20 protein-coding genes and 1 tRNA gene are annotated in these 18,454 nt (G+C 66.0%); 12 read left to right on the top strand and 9 right to left on the bottom strand.

What is annotated here, in order from left to right; genetic code table 11:
* Position 1: 1 nt before the first annotated feature.
* From ASG67_RS07880 to radA, 4 genes are read right to left on the bottom strand one after another with little or no spacing between them, the layout of a single operon-like run.
* Positions 2–1,750, bottom strand: coding sequence for a cation:proton antiporter (locus ASG67_RS07880; protein WP_056527950.1), 1,749 nt, complete (start codon positions 1,748–1,750; stop codon positions 2–4).
* Complete coding sequence (locus ASG67_RS07875) at positions 1,750–2,193, bottom strand: iron-sulfur cluster assembly scaffold protein (protein WP_056527947.1); 444 nt, start codon at positions 2,191–2,193, stop codon at positions 1,750–1,752. The genes ASG67_RS07880 and ASG67_RS07875 overlap by 1 nt, the downstream gene beginning before the upstream one ends.
* Positions 2,190–2,756 carry a CvpA family protein gene (locus ASG67_RS07870; RefSeq protein ID WP_056527945.1) on the bottom strand — a complete coding sequence of 189 codons (567 nt, stop codon included), beginning with the start codon at positions 2,754–2,756 and terminating at the stop codon, positions 2,190–2,192. The genes ASG67_RS07875 and ASG67_RS07870 overlap by 4 nt, the downstream gene beginning before the upstream one ends.
* 12 nt (positions 2,757–2,768) lie before the next feature.
* Positions 2,769–4,151, bottom strand: a complete 1,383-nt coding sequence (radA, locus tag ASG67_RS07865) for a DNA repair protein RadA (protein ID WP_056527942.1) — start codon at positions 4,149–4,151, stop codon at positions 2,769–2,771.
* A gap of 104 nt (positions 4,152–4,255) precedes the next feature.
* Here radA and ASG67_RS07860 point away from each other — a divergent pair, with 104 nt between their 5' ends.
* Complete coding sequence (locus ASG67_RS07860) at positions 4,256–5,401, top strand: glycosyltransferase family 4 protein (protein ID WP_056529091.1); 1,146 nt, start codon at positions 4,256–4,258, stop codon at positions 5,399–5,401.
* Between the two features lie 7 nt (positions 5,402–5,408).
* Here ASG67_RS07860 and ASG67_RS07855 read toward each other — a convergent pair whose 3' ends face one another.
* Both ASG67_RS07855 and ASG67_RS07850 read right to left on the bottom strand, forming a co-directional pair.
* The gene (locus ASG67_RS07855; protein WP_056527939.1) at positions 5,409–5,702 is read right to left on the bottom strand and encodes a DUF2218 domain-containing protein; all 294 of its coding nucleotides are present in this window, start codon (positions 5,700–5,702) and stop codon (positions 5,409–5,411) included.
* A complete protein-coding gene (locus ASG67_RS07850; protein WP_235535106.1) occupies positions 5,699–6,214 on the bottom strand; it encodes a PadR family transcriptional regulator in 516 nt (171 codons plus the stop codon). The genes ASG67_RS07855 and ASG67_RS07850 overlap by 4 nt, the downstream gene beginning before the upstream one ends.
* A gap of 192 nt (positions 6,215–6,406) precedes the next feature.
* Between ASG67_RS07850 and ASG67_RS07845 the strand changes: the two genes are divergently transcribed.
* The 5 genes from ASG67_RS07845 (at position 6,407) to ASG67_RS07825 (ending at position 10,380) form a co-directional block, all read left to right on the top strand.
* Positions 6,407–7,726: a replication-associated recombination protein A gene (locus ASG67_RS07845; RefSeq protein ID WP_056529087.1), complete on the top strand. Its 1,320-nt coding sequence runs from the start codon at positions 6,407–6,409 to the stop codon at positions 7,724–7,726.
* Positions 7,727–7,765: 39 nt separating this feature from the next.
* The gene (locus tag ASG67_RS07840; protein ID WP_056527933.1) at positions 7,766–8,107 is read left to right on the top strand and encodes an MmcQ/YjbR family DNA-binding protein; all 342 of its coding nucleotides are present in this window, start codon (positions 7,766–7,768) and stop codon (positions 8,105–8,107) included.
* A complete protein-coding gene (locus tag ASG67_RS07835; protein ID WP_056527930.1) occupies positions 8,097–8,951 on the top strand; it encodes a hypothetical protein in 855 nt (284 codons plus the stop codon). Before ASG67_RS07840 ends, ASG67_RS07835 begins: the two co-directional genes overlap by 11 nt.
* Positions 8,952–8,968: 17 nt before the next feature.
* Positions 8,969–9,044 (top strand) — tRNA-Thr (locus ASG67_RS07830).
* A 55-nt stretch (positions 9,045–9,099) separates the two neighbouring features.
* The gene (locus ASG67_RS07825) at positions 9,100–10,380 is read left to right on the top strand and encodes an MFS transporter (RefSeq protein ID WP_056527928.1); all 1,281 of its coding nucleotides are present in this window, start codon (positions 9,100–9,102) and stop codon (positions 10,378–10,380) included.
* Positions 10,381–10,390: 10 nt separating this feature from the next.
* Here ASG67_RS07825 and rsgA read toward each other — a convergent pair whose 3' ends face one another.
* From rsgA to ASG67_RS07810, 3 genes are read right to left on the bottom strand one after another with little or no spacing between them, the layout of a single operon-like run.
* Positions 10,391–11,383, bottom strand: coding sequence for a ribosome small subunit-dependent GTPase A (gene rsgA / locus ASG67_RS07820; protein WP_056527925.1), 993 nt, complete (start codon positions 11,381–11,383; stop codon positions 10,391–10,393).
* 55 nt (positions 11,384–11,438) lie between these two features.
* Positions 11,439–11,798 (bottom strand): hypothetical protein, encoded by a 360-nt coding sequence (locus tag ASG67_RS07815; protein ID WP_056527921.1) that lies wholly within the window; start codon positions 11,796–11,798, stop codon positions 11,439–11,441.
* A 58-nt stretch (positions 11,799–11,856) separates the two neighbouring features.
* On the bottom strand, positions 11,857–12,114 hold the full coding sequence (locus ASG67_RS07810) for a hypothetical protein (protein ID WP_056527919.1): 258 nt from the start codon (positions 12,112–12,114) through the stop codon (positions 11,857–11,859).
* A 109-nt stretch (positions 12,115–12,223) separates the two neighbouring features.
* On the opposite strand from ASG67_RS07810, the gene ASG67_RS07805 reads away from it, so the two are divergent.
* From ASG67_RS07805 to trpB, 6 genes are all read left to right on the top strand, one after another.
* Positions 12,224–12,949, top strand: coding sequence for an endonuclease/exonuclease/phosphatase family protein (locus ASG67_RS07805; protein WP_056527915.1), 726 nt, complete (start codon positions 12,224–12,226; stop codon positions 12,947–12,949).
* A complete protein-coding gene (locus tag ASG67_RS07800; RefSeq protein WP_056529084.1) occupies positions 12,942–15,203 on the top strand; it encodes a patatin-like protein in 2,262 nt (753 codons plus the stop codon). The genes ASG67_RS07805 and ASG67_RS07800 overlap by 8 nt, the downstream gene beginning before the upstream one ends.
* 54 nt (positions 15,204–15,257) lie before the next feature.
* Positions 15,258–15,617, top strand: a complete 360-nt coding sequence (locus tag ASG67_RS07795; RefSeq protein ID WP_056527912.1) for a hypothetical protein — start codon at positions 15,258–15,260, stop codon at positions 15,615–15,617.
* Positions 15,617–16,291 carry an orotidine-5'-phosphate decarboxylase gene (pyrF, locus tag ASG67_RS07790; protein WP_056527909.1) on the top strand — a complete coding sequence of 225 codons (675 nt, stop codon included), beginning with the start codon at positions 15,617–15,619 and terminating at the stop codon, positions 16,289–16,291. The genes ASG67_RS07795 and pyrF overlap by 1 nt, the downstream gene beginning before the upstream one ends.
* Before the next feature lie 292 nt (positions 16,292–16,583).
* Positions 16,584–17,207, top strand: coding sequence for a phosphoribosylanthranilate isomerase (locus tag ASG67_RS07785; protein WP_056527906.1), 624 nt, complete (start codon positions 16,584–16,586; stop codon positions 17,205–17,207).
* Positions 17,204–18,451, top strand: a complete 1,248-nt coding sequence (gene trpB / locus ASG67_RS07780) for a tryptophan synthase subunit beta (protein ID WP_056527903.1) — start codon at positions 17,204–17,206, stop codon at positions 18,449–18,451. Before ASG67_RS07785 ends, trpB begins: the two co-directional genes overlap by 4 nt.
* The last annotated feature ends 3 nt before the right edge of the window (positions 18,452–18,454 follow it).

Genomic DNA, 18,454 nt, shown 5'->3' with positions numbered 1-18,454 from the left:
CTTATCCTCTCGTCGGTTGGGTGATGATGCGATCAGTGGCGGCGCGGAGGTCGCCAGCCTCCACCTGCGCATGCAGGCGTTCCTTGTCGCGGGCGCGGTAGAGCTGTTCGGTGCGGTCGATCTGGGTCGGATCGACGTTCAGCGCGGACAGCGCGCGGCGGCCCATCGACACGGCGGATTCCAGCACCTCGCGCACGACATAATCGACAGGCGCGCCGCGCAGCTTGATGACGGCGCGACGATCATAGGCACGGACGAAGATGGCGGCGTTCGGGAAGGCGGCGTGGACCCCCTCCAGCGTGTCAGGTTCGATCTGATCGCCATCCAGGCAGAACAGGATCAGTTCCGCTTCCGAGGCGCCGGCCTGGCGCAGCAGGTCGAGGCGCGTGCCGTCACCATAATACACTTTGGCACCGAACTCCTCGGCGATATCGATCATCTCGATATCGCGGTCGATCAGCGTCACCGGTACGCCCTCGGCGATCAGCATCTGCGCCACCGTCTGGCCGAACCGGCCATAGCCGACGATGAGCGCGTTGGCGCCGTCGGTAGTGGGGCCGTCGCGCTCCTGATGCTTGGCAATGGGCTGGGCGCGGAAGCGGCGGGTGGCGCTCATCAGGAACGGGGTCGTCGCCATCGACAGGGTGATGATCGCGCCGAACAGGCTTGCGGCCTCTGGCGCGACCAGCAGGCCGGATTGCGCCTGTGCAAACAGGACGAAGCCAAATTCGCCGCCCTGGCTGAGCAGCAGGCCGAGCGCGAGCGCGCCACGCCATGGCATACGGAATGCCATGCCGATCGCGAAGATCACCGTCGCTTTCGTCAGGATCAGCGCCGCCGCCATCGCGATGACGAACAGCGGCCGGTCGGCGATCGCCTGAAGATCGAGCATCATGCCGATGGCGAGGAAGAACAGACCGAGCAGGATCGATCGGAACGGTTCGACATCCGCCTCCAATTCGTGCCGGTAAGGGCTGTCGGCGAGCATCACGCCGGCGATGAACGCGCCGAGCGCGGTGGACAGGCCGAGCATCTCCATGATCGCGGCGCTGGCGATCACGGTAAAAAGGGCAGCGAAGATGAACATCTCGCGCTCGCCCAGATTGCCGATCAGGCGGAAGAACGGGCGCAGGATGAAACGGCCGGCGAGGACGAGGCCGACGACGGCGGCGATGGTGTAAAGGCCGAGCAGCCAGCCCGGCGGGGCGTGCGCGTCGGCCGGATTGCGGCTCATCGCGGCGATGATGGTGATGAGCGGGACGATGGACAGGTCCTGGAACAGCAGGATCGCGAAGGTCCGCTCGCCGAACGGCGTCCGCATCCGGCCGGACGACTGAAGCATCGGCAGCACCTGCGCGGTCGATGACAGTGCCAGCGGCAGGCCGAGCGCGAAGGCCGCGGCCGGGCTGAACCCGGCGGCGAGGATGACGGCGGTGATCGCGAGGCCGCAGGCGACCACCTGCAACAGGCCGAGGCCGAAAATCTCGTGCTTCATCCGCCACAGGCGTGACGGGTTGAGCTCCAACCCGACGATGAAGAGGAGCAGCGTGATGCCGAGTTCCGCGATGCCCATCTTCGACTCTGCATCGCCGACCAGGCCAAGGACATGCGGGCCGACGACGGCGCCCGCGACGAGATAACCGAGAGTGGCGCCGAGGCCGAGGCGGCGGAACAGAAGGACGAAGAGCAGCCCCGATCCGAGCAGGATCGCGCCGTCGCGCAGTAGCGAGAAGGATTCGGCTTCGTGCATCAGGTCTTTGCCGGTTCGCGGGCGGCGGCCTGTTCGGCGGCTTCGGCGGCGGCTTCGAACGCCAAGCGGATCGAGGCGTGGCGGGCGGTGTATGACAGGGCGGGTGTGAAGATGGCGAGGCCGGGCCATGCCGGCGCTTCGCCGTTGCCCGCCGCTAGCCATGTGGCCAGCGAGTCGCGGGCGTCGGCGAGTTCCTGGGGCGTGCGGCCGATGATCTCGGCGGCGAGCAATGAAGACGATGCCTGACCGAGCGCGCAGGCGCGGACGAGCAGACCGACCTCGTTGACGCGGCCGTCAGGACCGACGTTCACATCTACAACGACGCGGCTGCCGCAGATCGGCGAGCGCCGCTCGACGCTGGCCATCGGGTCAACCAGGCGTTCGTGGTGGGGGATCGAGGCCGCCAGCCGGAGGATGTCGGTGTTATAGAGGGGAGCGCTCATGGGGCCTCGCTGGCGTTGTCGATGACCGACGACGAAGCGGGTCGCGCGCCGAATACAGGTTGGCCGCGACGGCGGCGGTCGACGAAATCGGCGATGCCTGCGCTGGTGGCGTTCAGGAGCGGATAGGTGCGGCTGGCGGTCATCCAGGCGGGCCGGCCGGCAGGGCCGCCGCCGATCGTGTCATAGACTAGCGCGGCGAGCAGGAAGCAGAGGCTGGTGAGGATCAACCCCTTCAGCGCGCCGAAGCCGAAGCCCAGTGCGCGATCGACCGGCCCCAGTACCGAGGTGCGGGTCCGAGCGCCGATCGCGCCGGCGACCAGCTTGCCGCCGAAGTACGTTATGCCGGCGATCAACGCGAACGCCAGCACGGCGGCGCCCGACACGGTCCCGACATAGTTGCTGAGCGCCTGAGCGACGGTGATGTGGAACAGTTTGAGCGCGGCGACGACCGCGATCCAGGCGAACAGCGACAACACCTCCGTCACAAAACCGCGCACGCCGCCCATGATGGCGGCCCCCGCGACGACGAGGAGGACGACGATGTCGAGTGCGGTCAGAGCCATGGGTCCATTCGCCTACCCGCGCCCCAGCATATGGTCAACGAACTGGCCGAGCGTGCGGAAGCCTGTGAGATGCATCGCCCCCTCTCCCTTGCCGTCCTTCGCGACCGCGATGGGGACGAGGGCGCGTTCGAAACCGAGCTTGCCGGCTTCCTTCAGGCGAAGCGGACCGTGGGCGACGGGGCGGAGTTCACCGGAAAGAGCGACCTCGCCAAAGGCGACCGATTCCGATGGCACGGGGCGTTCCGACAGGGCGGACACCAGCGCGGCCGCGACGGCGAGATCGGCGGCGGGGTCCTGCACGCGGTAGCCGCCGGCGATGTTGAGATAGACCTCCGCGGTCGAAAAGCTGAGGCCGCAGCGGGCCTCCAGCACGGCGAGGATCATCGCGAGGCGGCCGGAGTCCCAGCCGACTACCGCCCGGCGCGGGGTGGCGCCGCTGGCGAGGCGGACGACGAGCGCCTGGATTTCGACCAGTACGGGCCGCGTCCCTTCCAGCGCGGGGAAGACGGTGGCGCCGGTCACGCCCTCTTCGCGGTGGGTAAGGAACAGGGCAGAGGGGTTGGCGACCTCGGCCAGTCCCTCGCTCTGCATCGAGAAGACGCCGATCTCGTCAGTGCCGCCGAAGCGGTTCTTGATGGCGCGCAGGATGCGATACTGGTGCGATCGCTCCCCCTCGAACGCCAGCACGGTGTCGACCATATGTTCGAGGACGCGGGGCCCGGCGATCGTGCCGTCCTTGGTGACGTGGCCGACCAGCACCAACGCGGTGCCGCGTTCCTTGGCGAAGCGGATCAATTCCTGGGCGGAGGCGCGGACCTGGCTGACGGTGCCGGGCGCGCCCTCGATCAGGTCGGAATGCATCGTCTGGATCGAATCGATCACGAGCAGCGCGGGCGGCGCGCCGGTTGATAGCGTCGTCAGGATGTCCCGGGTGGAACTGGCCGCCGCGAGTTGCACGGGGGCATTGCCGAGACCGAGGCGTCGGGCACGCAGGCGGACCTGATCGGCCGCTTCCTCGCCCGAGACATAGGCGACCGAGTGGCCGGCGAGCGCCATCCGGGCGGCAGCCTGCAGCAACAGCGTCGATTTGCCGATGCCTGGATCGCCGCCGATCAGCGTCGCCGAGCCTTCGACGAAGCCGCCGCCGAGCGCGCGGTCGAATTCGGCGATGCCGGTCACCATCCGTTCGGGCAGCGTGACCTCCGCATCGAGCGAGGTCAGGACGACCGAGCGGCCACCGCCCTGGAGGTTATGCTTGGCCGCAAATGGCGTGACGACCGCGCCCGCCTCCTCGACCAGCGTGTTCCATTCGGAACAGTCCGCGCACTGCCCCTGCCAGCGGGATGCGACCGAGCCGCACGCCTGGCACACATATCGCTTTTGCGGTTTCGCCATGCCGCCGATCTAGGCGGAACGATACGGGAACACAATCCGCAGCAAGCGAACGGATGCGATGGATGGTGGCATTTGGGCCATCGCGGCGCTATCCGCGCCGCTCCATGCAGGCATCCGACCTCCGCGTCGCCCTATTCAGCGGCAACTATAACTATGTACGGGACGGGGCCAATCAGGCGCTGAACCTGCTGGTGGGGCATTTGCTGTCGCGCGGCGTCGCAGTGCGGGTCTATTCGCCGACCGTCGCCAACCCGGCTTTCCCGGCGACGGGCGATCTGGTCGACGTACCCGCGATCCCGTTGCCGGCGGGTCGCGGCGAGTATCGGATGGCGCGCGGACTGTCGGGCAGCGTGAAGCGCGACCTGGCAGCGTTCGCGCCCAACATCGTGCATGTATCCGCGCCGGAATTGCTGGGACACCGGGCGGTCAGCTGGGGTAGGCGGAAGGGTATTCCCGTCGTCGCATCGTTGCACACCCGGTTCGAGACCTATCCACGCTATTATGGCCTGAGCATTCTCGAACGGCCGATCGAACGGCTGCTGGCGCGCTTTTATGGGCGGTGCGATGAGGTGCTGGTGCCGACACCCGGTATCGCGACCATCCTGCGGCAATGGGGTGTGACGACGCCGATCGACATCTGGTCGCGGGGCGTGAATCATGACCGTTTCAATCCTGCGCAGCGCGATGCGACGTGGCGGCGCGAACTTGGCATTCCGGACCAGGCGGTGGCGATCGGTTTCCTCGGCCGGTTGGTGAAGGAAAAGGGCCTCGACGTGTTCGCCGAGGTCGCCAAGGCGTTGAGCGCGCGGGGCGTGCCGCATGAGGTGCTGGTGATCGGCGACGGGCCGGCGCGCGAATGGTTCGCCGGGCAGGTGCCGACCGCCAAATTCGCCGGGTTTCAACGCGGCGAGGCGCTGGGTCGGGCGGTCGCGTCGATGGACGTGTTCTTCAATCCGTCGGTTACCGAAACGTTCGGCAACGTGACGCTGGAGGCGATGGCGGCCGGCGTTCCCGTCGTCGCCGCGCGGGCGACCGGGGCCAGCGACCTCGTCGACGAGGGCAAGACAGGTTTCCTCGTCTCGCCCCGCGACGCGGCGGCCTATGCCGATGCGATCGGCCGGATCGTTGCCGATCCGGCGCTGCGCCTGGCGATGGGTGCCGCCGGCCATGCGAAGGCGGCGACCTATCGCTGGGATACGATCAACGAGGCGGTGCTCGACGCCTATCTGGCGGTGATGGCGCGCCGATAACCGCAGGTCAGCCGGCGGTCTGCCATTCGAACGTCAACGGAGCCTCGCGAAAGGCGAAGCGGTCGAGGTGGCTGGACACCACGTCGCGCATCCGCACCATGTCACCATCATCCTGCACGGACAGTTCGACATCCAGCGTATCGCTGGCCGCCCGCATGACGAGGCGGGCGCCGTTCGGAAAAATGATCGTCCCTTCCTCGGCCGTGAAGGCCACCTCCATCTTGTGGCTCCAGTGTTTGGCTAGTTGCTGAAGGTAGCGACTGGCCGACTGCGTCGGCACGCGGGCGACCGAGACGCTCACCGCAGTCGCTCGATCTTCTGGGCAACCTCGTCGATCAACGCAGCGACGTCGTGCAGCGTCTCCTCCGAACACTCGCCGCGGCCCAGCCGGTCGGACAGGGCGACCTTCAGATTGCCCATCGCCCGCCGGATCGGTGCGCCGTCCGTCCGCTCGCGATGCTCACCCAGCGCGCGGAGCCGGTCGAGCAGGCCCGCAACCTGTTCCGACCGCTCGGCCAGATGCGCTGAGCCGGCGTCGGTGATCGCGAAGCGCTTCTTGGCGCCTTCCGACTGTTGTTCGCCGATCAAGCCCATTTCGTCGAGCAGGGTCAGCGTAGGATAGACGACGCCCGGACTGGGGGCATAGGCGCCGGCGGTCATCGCTTCGATTTCGCGGATCAGATCGTACCCGTGGCGCGGTTGATCGGCGATCAGGCGAAGGAGGAGGAGGCGCAGTTCGCCGCCATCGAACATGCGACCGCGCCGGCCGCCACCGCCACGCTCCGGTCCGGTGAACGACCATTCGACCGACATCGGGCCGCGCTGCCAGCGGCCGCCACGGGGTCCGCATTTGTGTTCTTGATGATGATGGGGAAACATGAAACGTCCTTGCTGTGTCTTGATACGTCCAAGATATATCTGACTGATCTATCGGCAAGACCCGTTCAAGATATAACTTCATAGCAAATGCGTGACGAGCGCCGACCGGTCCCTTAGATGGCGGCGATGGCCGACCTGTTTGCCGGGTTCGAACCCCCTGCCCCCACCGACATACCTCCCGCCGATGCGCCATTGGCCGACCGGCTGAGGCCGCGCACGCTGACCGAGGTCGTTGGCCAGGACCATCTGACCGGCTCGGACGGCGCGATCGGGCGGATGGTAGCCGCCGGACGGCTGTCGTCGATGATCCTGTGGGGACCGCCGGGGACGGGCAAGACGACGATCGCGCGGTTGCTGGCGGACGCGGTGGGGCTGCGCTTCACCAGTATCTCGGCGGTCTTCTCCGGTGTCGCCGACCTGAAAAAGGCGTTCGCCGAGGCGAAGGATCATGGCCGGACGGGCAAGCGCACGTTGCTGTTCGTGGACGAGATCCATCGGTTCAACCGCGCGCAGCAGGATGGCTTTCTGCCCTTTGTCGAGGATGGGACGGTGACATTGGTGGGAGCGACAACGGAGAACCCGTCGTTCGAACTCAATGCCGCGTTGCTCAGTCGCGCGCAGGTGCTGATCCTGCACCGGCTGGACCGGGCGGCGCTGGACCAGTTACTGACGCGGGCGGAAGAGGTGGAGGATCGTCCTCTGCCCCTTGATCCCGCCGCGCGTGACGCATTGATCGCCAGTGCGGATGGCGATGGCCGTTTCCTGCTCAATCAGGCGGAGACGTTGTTCGCGATCGATCTGCCCGCCCCGCTCGATCCTGCCGGGCTGTCGGCGCTCCTCCAGCGGCGGGTGGCGGTGTACGACAAGGATCGCGAGGGGCATTACGGCCTGATCTCGGCGCTTCACAAATCGATCCGGGGGTCCGATCCGCAGGCGGCGCTGTATTACATGGCGCGGATGCTGGTGGCGGGGGAAGAGCCGCTCTATGTACTGCGCCGGCTGACGCGGGCGGCGGTGGAAGACATCGGCTTGGCCGATCCGCAGGCGCTGGTGCAGTGCATCGCCGCCAAGGACACGTATGATTTCCTGGGCAGCCCGGAGGGGGAACTGGCGATCGTGCAAGCGTGCCTGTATCTGGCGACCGCACCCAAATCGAACGCCATCTATACTGCGCAGAAGGCGGCGTGGCGAGCCGCGAAGGAAGGCGGATCGCTCAGCCCGCCCAAGCATATCCTGGGCGCGCCGACGAAGCTGATGCGCGACATGGGGTACGGTGCGGGATACGAATACGACCATGACACCGAGGAGGCATTCTCCGGCGCGGATTACTGGCCCGAAGGAATGGCGCCGCAGCGCTTCTACGAACCCAGCGGACGCGGGCATGAGAAGCGGGTGGCGGAACGGATGGCGTGGTGGGAAGAGATGCGACATGCGAAACGTGATTAGGCTTAGGCTGGTGCCGGCGGTTCCTGCGGACGCGATCCGGTGAAGGATTGGGCGGAGGTCGCGGCGTTTGCCCTGACGCTGCCGCATACCGAGGCATCCACCTCGTACGGGCGGCCGGCGATCAAGACGGGTGGCAGTATGTTCGTGTCATCCGGGCATGAGGCAGGCAGCTTCCACGTACGCAGTCCGTTCGCCGAAAAGGAGGTGCTGATCGATACCGATCCCGTGACCTTCTGGCAGACGCCGCATTATGAAAGGTGGCCGGGCTTGCTGGTCCGCTATGGCACCGCCGATGCCGACCGCGTGCGAGTGGTCGTGACGCGGGCGTGGTGGGATATGGCCTCGATCACCCGACGCAAGGTTTTCGGCGATCGTCCCTGATCGCTTCACGCGTTTTGCCGCGATCGACTGGTCGGGGGCGAAGGGAACGCGACATCACGGCATCGCCGTCGCGCTGTGCGGGACGGGCGATGCGGCGCCGGTGCTGATTGAGGCGCCGGGGGGCGTCTGGTCGCGCGGCGGGGTGCTGGACTGGCTGATGGCCCAGCGAGGGACGTCGTTGCTGGTCGGGTTCGACTTCAGCTTCTCCGCGCCGTTCGTTGAACGGGGTGCGCATCTGCCGGGCGAGCCGCCGACCGCCGATGCGCGCGCGCTGTGGGCTTATGTAGAGGCGGAGTGCGACGATCCCGATCTGGGAGCGGCGTCGTTTCTGGAACGGCGGCGGGGGCGGCATTTCTATCTGGGGGCGGCGGATGGCGCCAAGGCGTCATTCCTACACTGGCGGATATGCGAATTGCTGGCGGAGGGTGGGCGCAAGCCGTCTACGGTGTTCGACGCGATCGGCGCAGCGCAGGTGGCGAAGGCGAGTTTCGCGGGCATGCGATTGCTCCACGCGCTGGCGCCGCACATGCCGGTGTGGCCGTTCGATCCGGTGCCGGACTCAGGACCGGTGGTGGTCGAGATCTACACGGCGATCGCGGCGCGGGCCGCCGGGATGCGCAAGGGTCGCAGCAAGATTCGCGATGCGGTGGCGCTGGATGCCGCGCTCGCGGTGCTGGGATCGAAAGCCCATCGACCGCTGGAGCGCTACGACGACCACGCCACCGACGCGATCGTGACCGCCGCGTGGCTGCGCGGGCGGGCGGACGAAGACGGTCTGTGGCACCCGGCCGCGATGACGACGCAGATTGCGCAAACGGAGGGCTGGACCTTCGGCGTCGCTTGACGCATGGGGACCTCCGCGCCGGTTTAGCTCAGCTGGTAGAGCAGCGGTTTTGTAAACCGAAGGTCGCGGGTTCGATTCCTGCAACCGGCACCATGTTTCCACAGGTTCAGGCGGCTTGGCGGCAGATAGGGCCGCCGAAGGAGAGCGGATGAGCGATGTGGAACAGGCGACCGTTCGCCGGGTGACGTGGCGGCTGATGCCGTTCCTGGGCCTGCTGTACCTGATCGCGTACATCGATCGTCAGAACATTTCCTATGCCAAATTGCAGATGGTCGATGCGCTGGGGCTGAGCGAGGCAGCGTTCGGGCTGGGGGCTTCGCTGTTCTTCATCGGCTATTTCCTGTTCGAGGTGCCGAGCAACCTGTTCCTCCACCGCGTTGGTGCGCGTGTATGGTTCGCGCGGATCATGGCCAGTTGGGGTGTGGTCACGTTGCTGCTGGCGTTCACGCCCAATGCTACCGCATTTTACATCCTGCGTTTTCTGTTGGGCGTGGCGGAGGCCGGGTTCTTTCCGGGCGTGCTGTATGTCCTGACGCTCTGGTTCCCGGCGCGGCACCGGGCTCGCGCCGTTGGGCTGTTCATGCTGGCGAGCGCGGTGGCCAATGGGGTCGGGGCGGCGATTAGCGGCTTTCTTCTGGATCAGGGCGGCACCTGGGGGCTGGCGGGGTGGCAATGGGTATTTCTGGCGACGGGTCTGCCGGCGATCCTGCTCGCCCCCGCCGTGCTGTTCCTGTTACCGCGGTCGCCCGATAGCGTGGTTTGGCTGACGGTGGAGCAGAAAGCTTGGCTGGCGAACGAACTGGCCGAGCCACCAGCACACCCCGCGGCGGAACAGGGTCACGCGCTGGCGACATTGCGCGACCGGCGGGTGTTGTTGCTGTGTCTGGTCTATATTGGATTTCCGCTGGCGGCGTACGGCCTGAGTTATTGGCTGCCGACGATCGTGCGCGGTTTCGGTGTGTCGAATACCGTCAACGGCTTCCTCAACATCATCCCCTGGACGCTGGTCGGGTTGGCACTGTGGGTGGTGCCGCGCCATGCCGCGGGGTTCCGGAACCAGATCTGGCATGCGGCGGGGCCGGCGCTGGTCGGGGCGGTGCTGCTCGTGGCGAGCGTGATCGTCGATGGCGTGGTGATTCGCTTCGTCCTGCTGAGCCTTGCGGCGGCGGCGATCTTTGCCGGTCAGCCGGTATTCTGGACGTTGCCGCCCCGCTTCCTGTCGGGCGCCAGGGCGGCGGCCGGGTTCGCGGCGATCAATTCGGTGGGCAATCTGGGCGGGTTCGTCGCGCAGGCCGTCGTGCCGGCGATCCGAGATAGCACGGGAAGCGACACGGGGCCGATGGTGTTCCTGGCGGCGTGCCTGTCGGCGTCGGCGCTGGGGGTGCTTGCCGTCGAGCGGATGCTACCGCGCGCACGGGCGGTTGAATAAAGGTCCGGCTCTATCGCGACCGGCGTTTCGTGGTATGCGGGGCGTCTTCTCCCGCCGCCAGATTTCGCCAGCGTTCCAGACGCTCCACCGTCAACTCACCCGTTTCGATCGCGGCGCGAACGGCGCAGCCAGGCTCGTTGCCGTGCGAACAGTTCGAAAACCGGCATTCCGCCGCCGCCGAGGCGAAATCGTCGAAGACTTCGGCGATACCACCGGCAGCTTCCGACAGTTGCAGTTCCCGCATGCCGGGCAGATCGAGCAGCCAACCACCCTGATCGAGGCGATGCATCTCGCGAACCGTCGTTGTGTGGCGCCCGGTGCCGTCATTCTCGCGGATCGCCTGCGTGGCGATGCTGTCGGAGCCGCGCAAGGTGTTGACGAGGGTCGATTTGCCGACGCCCGACGAGCCGAGAAGCGCGACGGTCTTGCCCGGCCCGCACCAGTCGGCAAGGCTGGCGACATCGGCGGGATCGCGGCCATTAACCGTCTTGACGATCAGTTCCGGCTCGATCGCGCGTGCCGCTTCGGCGAAGGTCTCGGGCTTATCGGTCAGGTCGGTCTTCGTCAGGACGATGACCGCGTTGACGCCAACCTCGCGCGCCATCACGAGATAGCGTTCCAGCCGCGCGACGCTGAAATCCTGGTTGCACGATGCGACGATGAAGACCGTATCGACATTGGCGGCGATCATCTGTTCGCGGCGGGGATCGCCGGGCGCACGCCGCTTGAACAGGTTCTTCCTGTCGAGGACGCGAACCGGTTGCAGTGTGGCAGCGGCGATCAGCAGCCAGTCGCCGACCGTCGGGTGATGATCCGACGGAGCGGCGCCGGGGATATGCGGCGAGCAGAATCCCGCCCACCAGGCGCCGGCAATGGCGATCTTTCCGCGATGAACTGACATCACTCGCACGGGACGGCAATAGGCGGCGTCCTCGATCGACAATTGCCGGTCGAAATGCTCGTCCCAGCCCAACGCCTGCAAATCCCGATCGATCGAATTCATATGGTGCCGTTGCATCTTTCGTTGTGACCCGGTCGATGGCGAGCCGGTGTCATCGTCATTGATAATGGGTGGTGTTCCCGAACCCGTCGTTCGTCTTCGTCATCCGCACCAATTTCTTTATATAGGTGCGGACATGTCGGTCGAACCGGGCATCGTCATACACGCCGCGCCAGATATAGTCGTCACGATCGAGCAGGGATCTGAGTTCGGCAGAGAAGGATTCCATCGCATCGACCGATTTGCTGCCCTTGAGGAGGGAGCAGACCATCTCCTCGGCCGTCGCCTTGTCGCAATCGTCCTGTCGGTCCCTGCCGCCCCGCTCGGCGACCACCTGATCGGATCGCGCGGCCATAACGCGGCTTTCCAGCCATTTCCGGACGGCGGCGCCGTCCCATTCCCTTGCCGTTCCGGCCATCGTCGTCTCCTGCCGGGCCGCGTCTAGCAGACGATGGCGGACGGGTATGCGATGTTGTTCAAAGGCCGACCTTTTCGAGGGCCGATGCCAGTTCGGCGTCCTCCGCCGCGTCATTCTTCGGCTTCGATCGGTTCAGCACCGTCTGGATGCGTTTCTGTGCGACCTGCAAGGTCTTATGACGCACCTCCCGGATGGCGTTCGTTCGCCACGACGGGCTTTCGCCGAGCAATGCTGCCCACTTCGCCTCCTCGGTGGCGAGGATGGACAGTGCCAGGCGCAGGCCGTCTCGTCGGCCATGTGCATATTCGTCGACCATCGATTGCCTTTAGCCGAACCAGTCGCTGGTGCGTAACAGCGATTCGCACCGTCGACGATCAGCCGATGGCCTGCAACCGGGGCCATCGGTTCTGCGTTGCGTAGCCGGAATGATAAAAGTCGCCAGCTACAACATGCACAAGGGGATTGGCGCCGACCGCCGCCGGAACCCCGAACGAATTCTCGATGTGTTACGGGAGATCGACGCCGACGTCATAGCACTCCAGGAAGCGGATCGCCGCTTTGGTGCGCGGACCGGCGTGATCCCACCACATTTGCTGGAGGACCATAGCGATTGGAAGCATATCGCGGTCGGGCTTCGCGCGACCTCCATGGGCTGGCATGGGAACGCGCTGCTGGTGCGCAAAAGCGCAACCGTAGTTGGGTGCGAGGCGATCCACCTGCCTGCGCTAGAGCCGCGCGGGGCCGTGACGGCCGATATCGCGATCGGCGATGTCTTGCTGCGGGTGGTGGGAATGCATCTCGACCTGTCCGGACTGTGGCGGCGGCGGCAGGCTGCAGCGATCCTGGCGCATGTAACCCACCGGGACAGCGTCCATCCGACGGTGTTGATGGGTGACCTGAACGAATGGAGCGCGTCGGCGGGGTGTCTGCGTGACTTTGGGCGCGATTATCAGGTGGCGGGCACCGGCGCATCGTTCCACGCCCGCCGGCCGATCGCCCGGTTGGATCGGATCATGGCATCGCGCGATCTGCGGGTAGTGGAATGCGGCGTTCATGCCAGCGCCGCCGCGCGCAAGGCTTCCGACCATTTGCCGATCTGGGCGATGTTGGACGTGATACCGCCGCGTGAAACGGACGCTGTCGATGCATGAGAAGGAGCTGCGGCTGGCGCTGGTCTGTTACGGCGGGATCAGTCTGGCGGTTTACATGCATGGCATCACCAAGGAGGTATGGCGGCTCGCCCGCGCCAGCCACGACTATCATGCCGGCGATACGCCAGTCGCAGGCACTGACATCGTCTATCACGCATTGTTGGGTGAGATCGAGGAGCAGGGCGGACTGAAACTTCGCGTGCTGGCCGATATCATCGCGGGGGCATCGGCGGGCGGGATCAACGGAATTTTTCTGGCGCAGGCGATCGCGACCGGGCAGTCGCTCGATCCGCTTACCGATCTGTGGCTGACGTCGGCGGACGTCGATGCGCTGATCGATCCGGCCGCCGCCCCCGCATCACGCTTTTCCAAGGCGTGGGCGCTGCCGCTGGCGTGGATGGCGGCAGGGCGCAGCAAGGAGGCGGTGGACGAACTGGACGACGCCGCAACGCGCGACGAGGTGCGGGCGAAGATGTCGCGGTTCGTTCGATCGCGTTGGTTCGAACCGCCGTTCGGGGGCAAGACATTCAGCGGCCTGTTGCTCGATGCGTTGGCGGCGATGGATGCGGCGCCGCGTGGCCCGCGCCTGTTGCCGCCCGGCCAGCCGCTCGACCTGTTCGTGACCGTGACCGATTTCGGGGGGCACCCGGAGCGACTGCCGCTCAACTCCCCGCCCGAGGTGGTGGAGACCGAGCATCGGGTCGTCGTCAGCTTTTCCGATGCGGGTGAGCCCGTGGATGCGTTGGCGGCGATGCCAGAACTCGCCTTTGCGGCGCGGGCCACATCCAGCTTTCCAGGTGCCTTTCCGCCGTTTTCGGTCGGCGAGATCGACGCAGTGTTGCAGACGCGCGGCACGGCATGGCCGGGACGGCGGGCGTTCCTGCGCCGCATCCTGCCACGCCATGCCGCCGCCGGACGGGCGGACAAGGCCGTGCTGATCGATGGGTCGGTGCTGGCCAACGCGCCCTTCCGCCCGGCGATCGACGCGCTGAAGGAACGGCCCGCCCGCCGGCAGGTCGATCGTCGGTTCGTATATATCGATCCGTTTCCGGGTCTGAAGTTTCGGCTGGCGGGCGGTGGCGAGACGCCGGGCTTTTTCCAGACGATCCTGGGGGCGCTGAGCGAACTGCCGCGCCAGCAGCCAATCCGCGACAATCTGGACGCGCTGGCTGCCCGTTCAGGCCGGGTCGAACGGCTGGCGGGCATCGTGGACGCGATCCGCCCGGCGGTGGAGGCGGAGGTCGAATCGCTGTTCGGCCGCACGTTGTTCCTCAATCGGCCGACGCCCCGGCGGCTGGCGACATGGCGACGGCGGGCTCAGACGGCGGCGGCGGCGCAGGCGGGATATGGGTATGTCGCCTATAATCGGTTGAAGCTAGACGGCGTGCTTACTGCGCTGGCGGTGCTGACGGATGCGATCGCGGGCGACCATGGTGCCGGGCATCACCGGCTGCGATCGGCGGCGATCTCTAGGGCCGGCGCGGTCGAGATGCACGAAAGCGCCGGGGCGATCTATTTCCTACGCCGGTTCGATATCGGTTATCGGATCCGCCGGTTGCGCCTGTTGGCACGGCGACTCGGCGAATTGGAAGAGGCACGGGCCGATGCCGTGCTGACGCCGATGCGGGAGGCAATATATCTGTCGCTCGCCCCCTATCTCGATGCACAGCGCAGCGAGCCGCATCGCGCGCTGCGGCCGATGGCGCGCGAGTTGCGGGAGGATGCCGGGCCGTTTCTCGACCAACTGGCTGCGTCGCTTGATCTGGCGCGGCTGGACGCGGAGGCGGACGAGCGATTGTCGACCGCGCTCGCCGGACTGGACCGAGATGCCCGGCGGCCTCTGCTGCTCGCCTATCTGGGTTTTCCCTTCTTCGACGGTGCGACGCTACCGCTGTTGCAGGGAGAGGGGCTGGATGAGTTCGATGCGATCAAGGTCGATCGTATCGCCCCCGATGACGCGACGACGATTCGGGCCGGCGGGGCAGAGGCAACGTTGAAAGGTATCCAGTTCAACAGCTTCGGCGCGTTCTTCAGCCGTGCTTACCGCGAGAACGACTATCTATGGGGTCGGCTGCACGGGGCGGAACGACTGATCGATATCGTCGTGTCGGCCCTGCCCGCCTCCGCGCGCTTGAAGGCCGGCCGGATCGCTGCGGTGAAGCGGCAGGCGCTCGTCGCAATTTTGGATGAGGAGGAACCGCGGCTGACGGCGATCGGGCCGCTGATCGCCTCGGTGCGGCGGGAAATCGGCTGAAGGCTGGCCAAGTCGTGCCGCGGCCGCTAGCGATATGGACGAAGGGAGAACCGCATGCAGTTCCTGAAAATCCTGTTCTGGTGCCTCCTCGCGTTTCTGGCCGCGGCATTCACGATCGGTAACTGGACGGCGGTGCCGATCCGTCTGCCGGGTGGGCTGGTGGCTGATATCAACCTGCCCTTCCTGCTGTTCTTCACCTTTTTGCTCGGACTGCTGCCCACATTGGGGTGGCAGGCTGCACGCCGGTGGCGGCTGAACCAGCGGCTGACGACGTGCGAACGGACACTGGCAGAAACGCGCGCGCTGCATGCCGCGACCGCGCCGATCTCGCCGGTCGTGGTGTCGCCTGTCGCGCAGCCCTCACCCGGTCTGGCGCCGACACCGATCGCGCACGCTGGCCCGGGGCTGCTCTGATGACCAACCGTGTCTTCGTCGCGATCGATACTCCTGATCTGGCCCGCGCAAAGGCGATCGCCGATCGCGTGCATACCCATGTCGGCGGCCTGAAGCTGGGCCTGGAATTCTTCGCCGCGCACGGCCAGCCGGGGGTTCGTGAGATGGCGGGTTTCGGCCTGCCGATCTTTCTCGACCTGAAACTGCACGACATCCCAAACACCGTCGCCAAGGCGGTGCAGGCACTTGCCCCGCTGGAACCGGCGATCCTGACGGTCCATGCATCGGGTGGTCGCGCAATGCTGGAGGACGCCAAGGCGGCCGCGCCGTTGGGTACGAAGGTGATCGCGGTCACGATGCTGACCAGTCTGGATGCCGACGATCTGGTTGCTACCGGCGTGCAGGGCAATGCCCATGACCATGTCGTGCGGCTGGCCGCGCTGGCGCGGGAGGCTGGTGTCGATGGCATCGTATGTTCCGGTGCGGAGGTGGCGGCGGCCAAGGCGATCTGGACCAAGGGGTTCTTCGTCGTGCCCGGCGTACGCCCGGCCAATGGACCGGTGGGCGATCAGAAGCGGGTCGTGACGCCCCGCGCCGCGATGGATGCCGGTGCGTCCATCCTGGTGATCGGGCGCCCGATTACGCAGGCCGATGATCCTGATGCCGCCGCGCGGGCGATCGCCGCGACCTTATAGTCAGCGCGGCGTCGATTGGCCGCGACATAAAACGCAGCGTTAAAGCGTTCGTCACCCACCTACGTTGTCACAAAAACCGTAAGATCGTTTTTCATTAAAATTTTGCTGGCGAGACGTCATCCAGTATTTGCGAATATTTGCGACTTCCTCCTAGGTATATTGGGTAAAGTTAGAAGCTAGGCCTGCGCAGCGCGAGAAAATAGCATTCCTGTTTTTGCGGCCGCTGATACCGCGACTGTAGGGTGATTTTACTCATGATTATCATTACGTACTTGAAGTGAAAAAAGAGATCATGCTCGTCAAAATCTGCGGCCTGAACACGGTCGCCACTCTCGATGCCGCACTGGCGGGTGGGGCGAGCCATGTCGGCTTCGTATTCTTCCCCCCTTCGCCGCGGCATCTGGATTTCGATACCGCCGCGCAACTGGCGGCGCGGGTGCCGGATCATGTTGCGCGGGTGGGGGTGTTCGTCGATCCGGACGATCTGTTGCTGGAACGGGCCGCGCCCCTCCTCGACGTCATCCAGGTTCACAAGACGATGCCGGCCCGCACGGCAGCCATTCAGGCGAAGCTGGGCAAGGATGTCTGGGCGGCAATCGCGGTGAAGACGCGCGGCGATCTGGATGTGGCTCCCGGCTTTGTCGGGGCTGCCGATCGACTGTTGTATGATGCCAAGACGCCCGATGATGCGGCGCTGCCCGGCGGCATGGGATTGCGGTTCGACTGGTCGTTGCTCGCCGGCTTCCGTCATCCCCTGCCCTGGGCGTTGTCGGGCGGGCTTGGCCCCGACAATGTCGCTGAGGCGATCGTCCGTACCCGGACGGCGTTGGTTGATGTATCGTCGGGTGTGGAAAGCGCGCCAGGCGTCAAGGATATGGACAAGATCGCTCGGTTCCTTAAGGCCGCCCAGTCATGAACGCATCTGCTCCCCACGCGCCCAACTCCTTCCGCGCCCAGCCTGACGACCGTGGTCATTTTGGCCAGTTCGGTGGTCGCTATGTCGCCGAAACGCTGATGCCGCTGATCCTCGATTTGGAGCGCGAATATCGCGCGGCGAAGGCCGACCCGGCGTTTCAGGCGGAGTTCGACGATCTGCTGGAGCATTATGTCGGCCGCCCCAGCCCGCTTTATCATGCGGAACGGTTGTCGGAAGCGCTGCGTACCGGCGTCGATGCGGGCATGGGCGCACAGGTGTGGTTCAAGCGCGACGAGCTGAACCATACCGGCGCGCACAAGATCAACAACTGCATCGGCCAGATCCTGCTGGCGATCCGCATGGGCAAGACGCGGATCATCGCCGAAACGGGGGCGGGCCAGCACGGCGTCGCCACCGCGGCGGTCTGCGCGCGGTTCGGCCTACCTTGCATCATCTATATGGGTGCTAAGGACGTCGAGCGGCAACAGCCCAATGTGTTCCGCATGAAGTTGCTGGGCGCCGAAGTGCGGCCGGTCACGTCGGGCGCGAAGACGCTGTCGGATGCGATGAACGAGGGCCTGCGCGACTGGGTCGCGAACGTCCACGACACGTTCTACATCATCGGCACCGCCGCCGGTCCGCATCCCTATCCCGAACTCGTCCGCGATTTCCAGAGCGTGATCGGGCGTGAGGCGCGGGCGCAGATGCTTGCGCGTACCGGCCGCCTGCCCGACATGCTCGTCGCCGCGATCGGTGGCGGATCGAATGCGATCGGGCTGTTCCATCCCTTCCTCGACGATGCGTCGGTGGCGATGCTGGGCGTCGAGGCGGCGGGTCATGGTCTGGAGGGTAGCGAACACGCCGCCAGCCTGGCCGGTGGTTTCCCCGGCGTGCTTCACGGCAACAAGACCTATCTGTTGCAGGATCAGGACGGCCAGATCGCCGAGGGCCATTCGATCTCCGCAGGTCTCGATTATCCCGGTATCGGCCCCGAACATGCGTGGCTGCGTGATATCGGCCGCGTGCAATATGACAGCGCGACCGACAAGGATGCGCTGGACGCGTTCCAGTTGCTGTGCCGGACCGAGGGGATCATCCCAGCGCTGGAGCCGGCTCATGCGATCGCCGCTGTGTCGCGCCATGCCCGTACGATGCGTGACGACCAGATCATCCTCGCGAACCTGTGCGGGCGCGGTGACAAGGACATCTTCACCGTCGCGGCGGCGCTGGGAGTGGCGATGTGAGCG

The sequence above is a fragment of the Sphingomonas sp. Leaf339 genome, from assembly GCF_001426195.1.
In the GTDB taxonomy this organism is placed as follows: domain Bacteria; phylum Pseudomonadota; class Alphaproteobacteria; order Sphingomonadales; family Sphingomonadaceae; genus Sphingomonas.
This window is presented reverse-complemented; position numbering and strand designations above follow the sequence as displayed.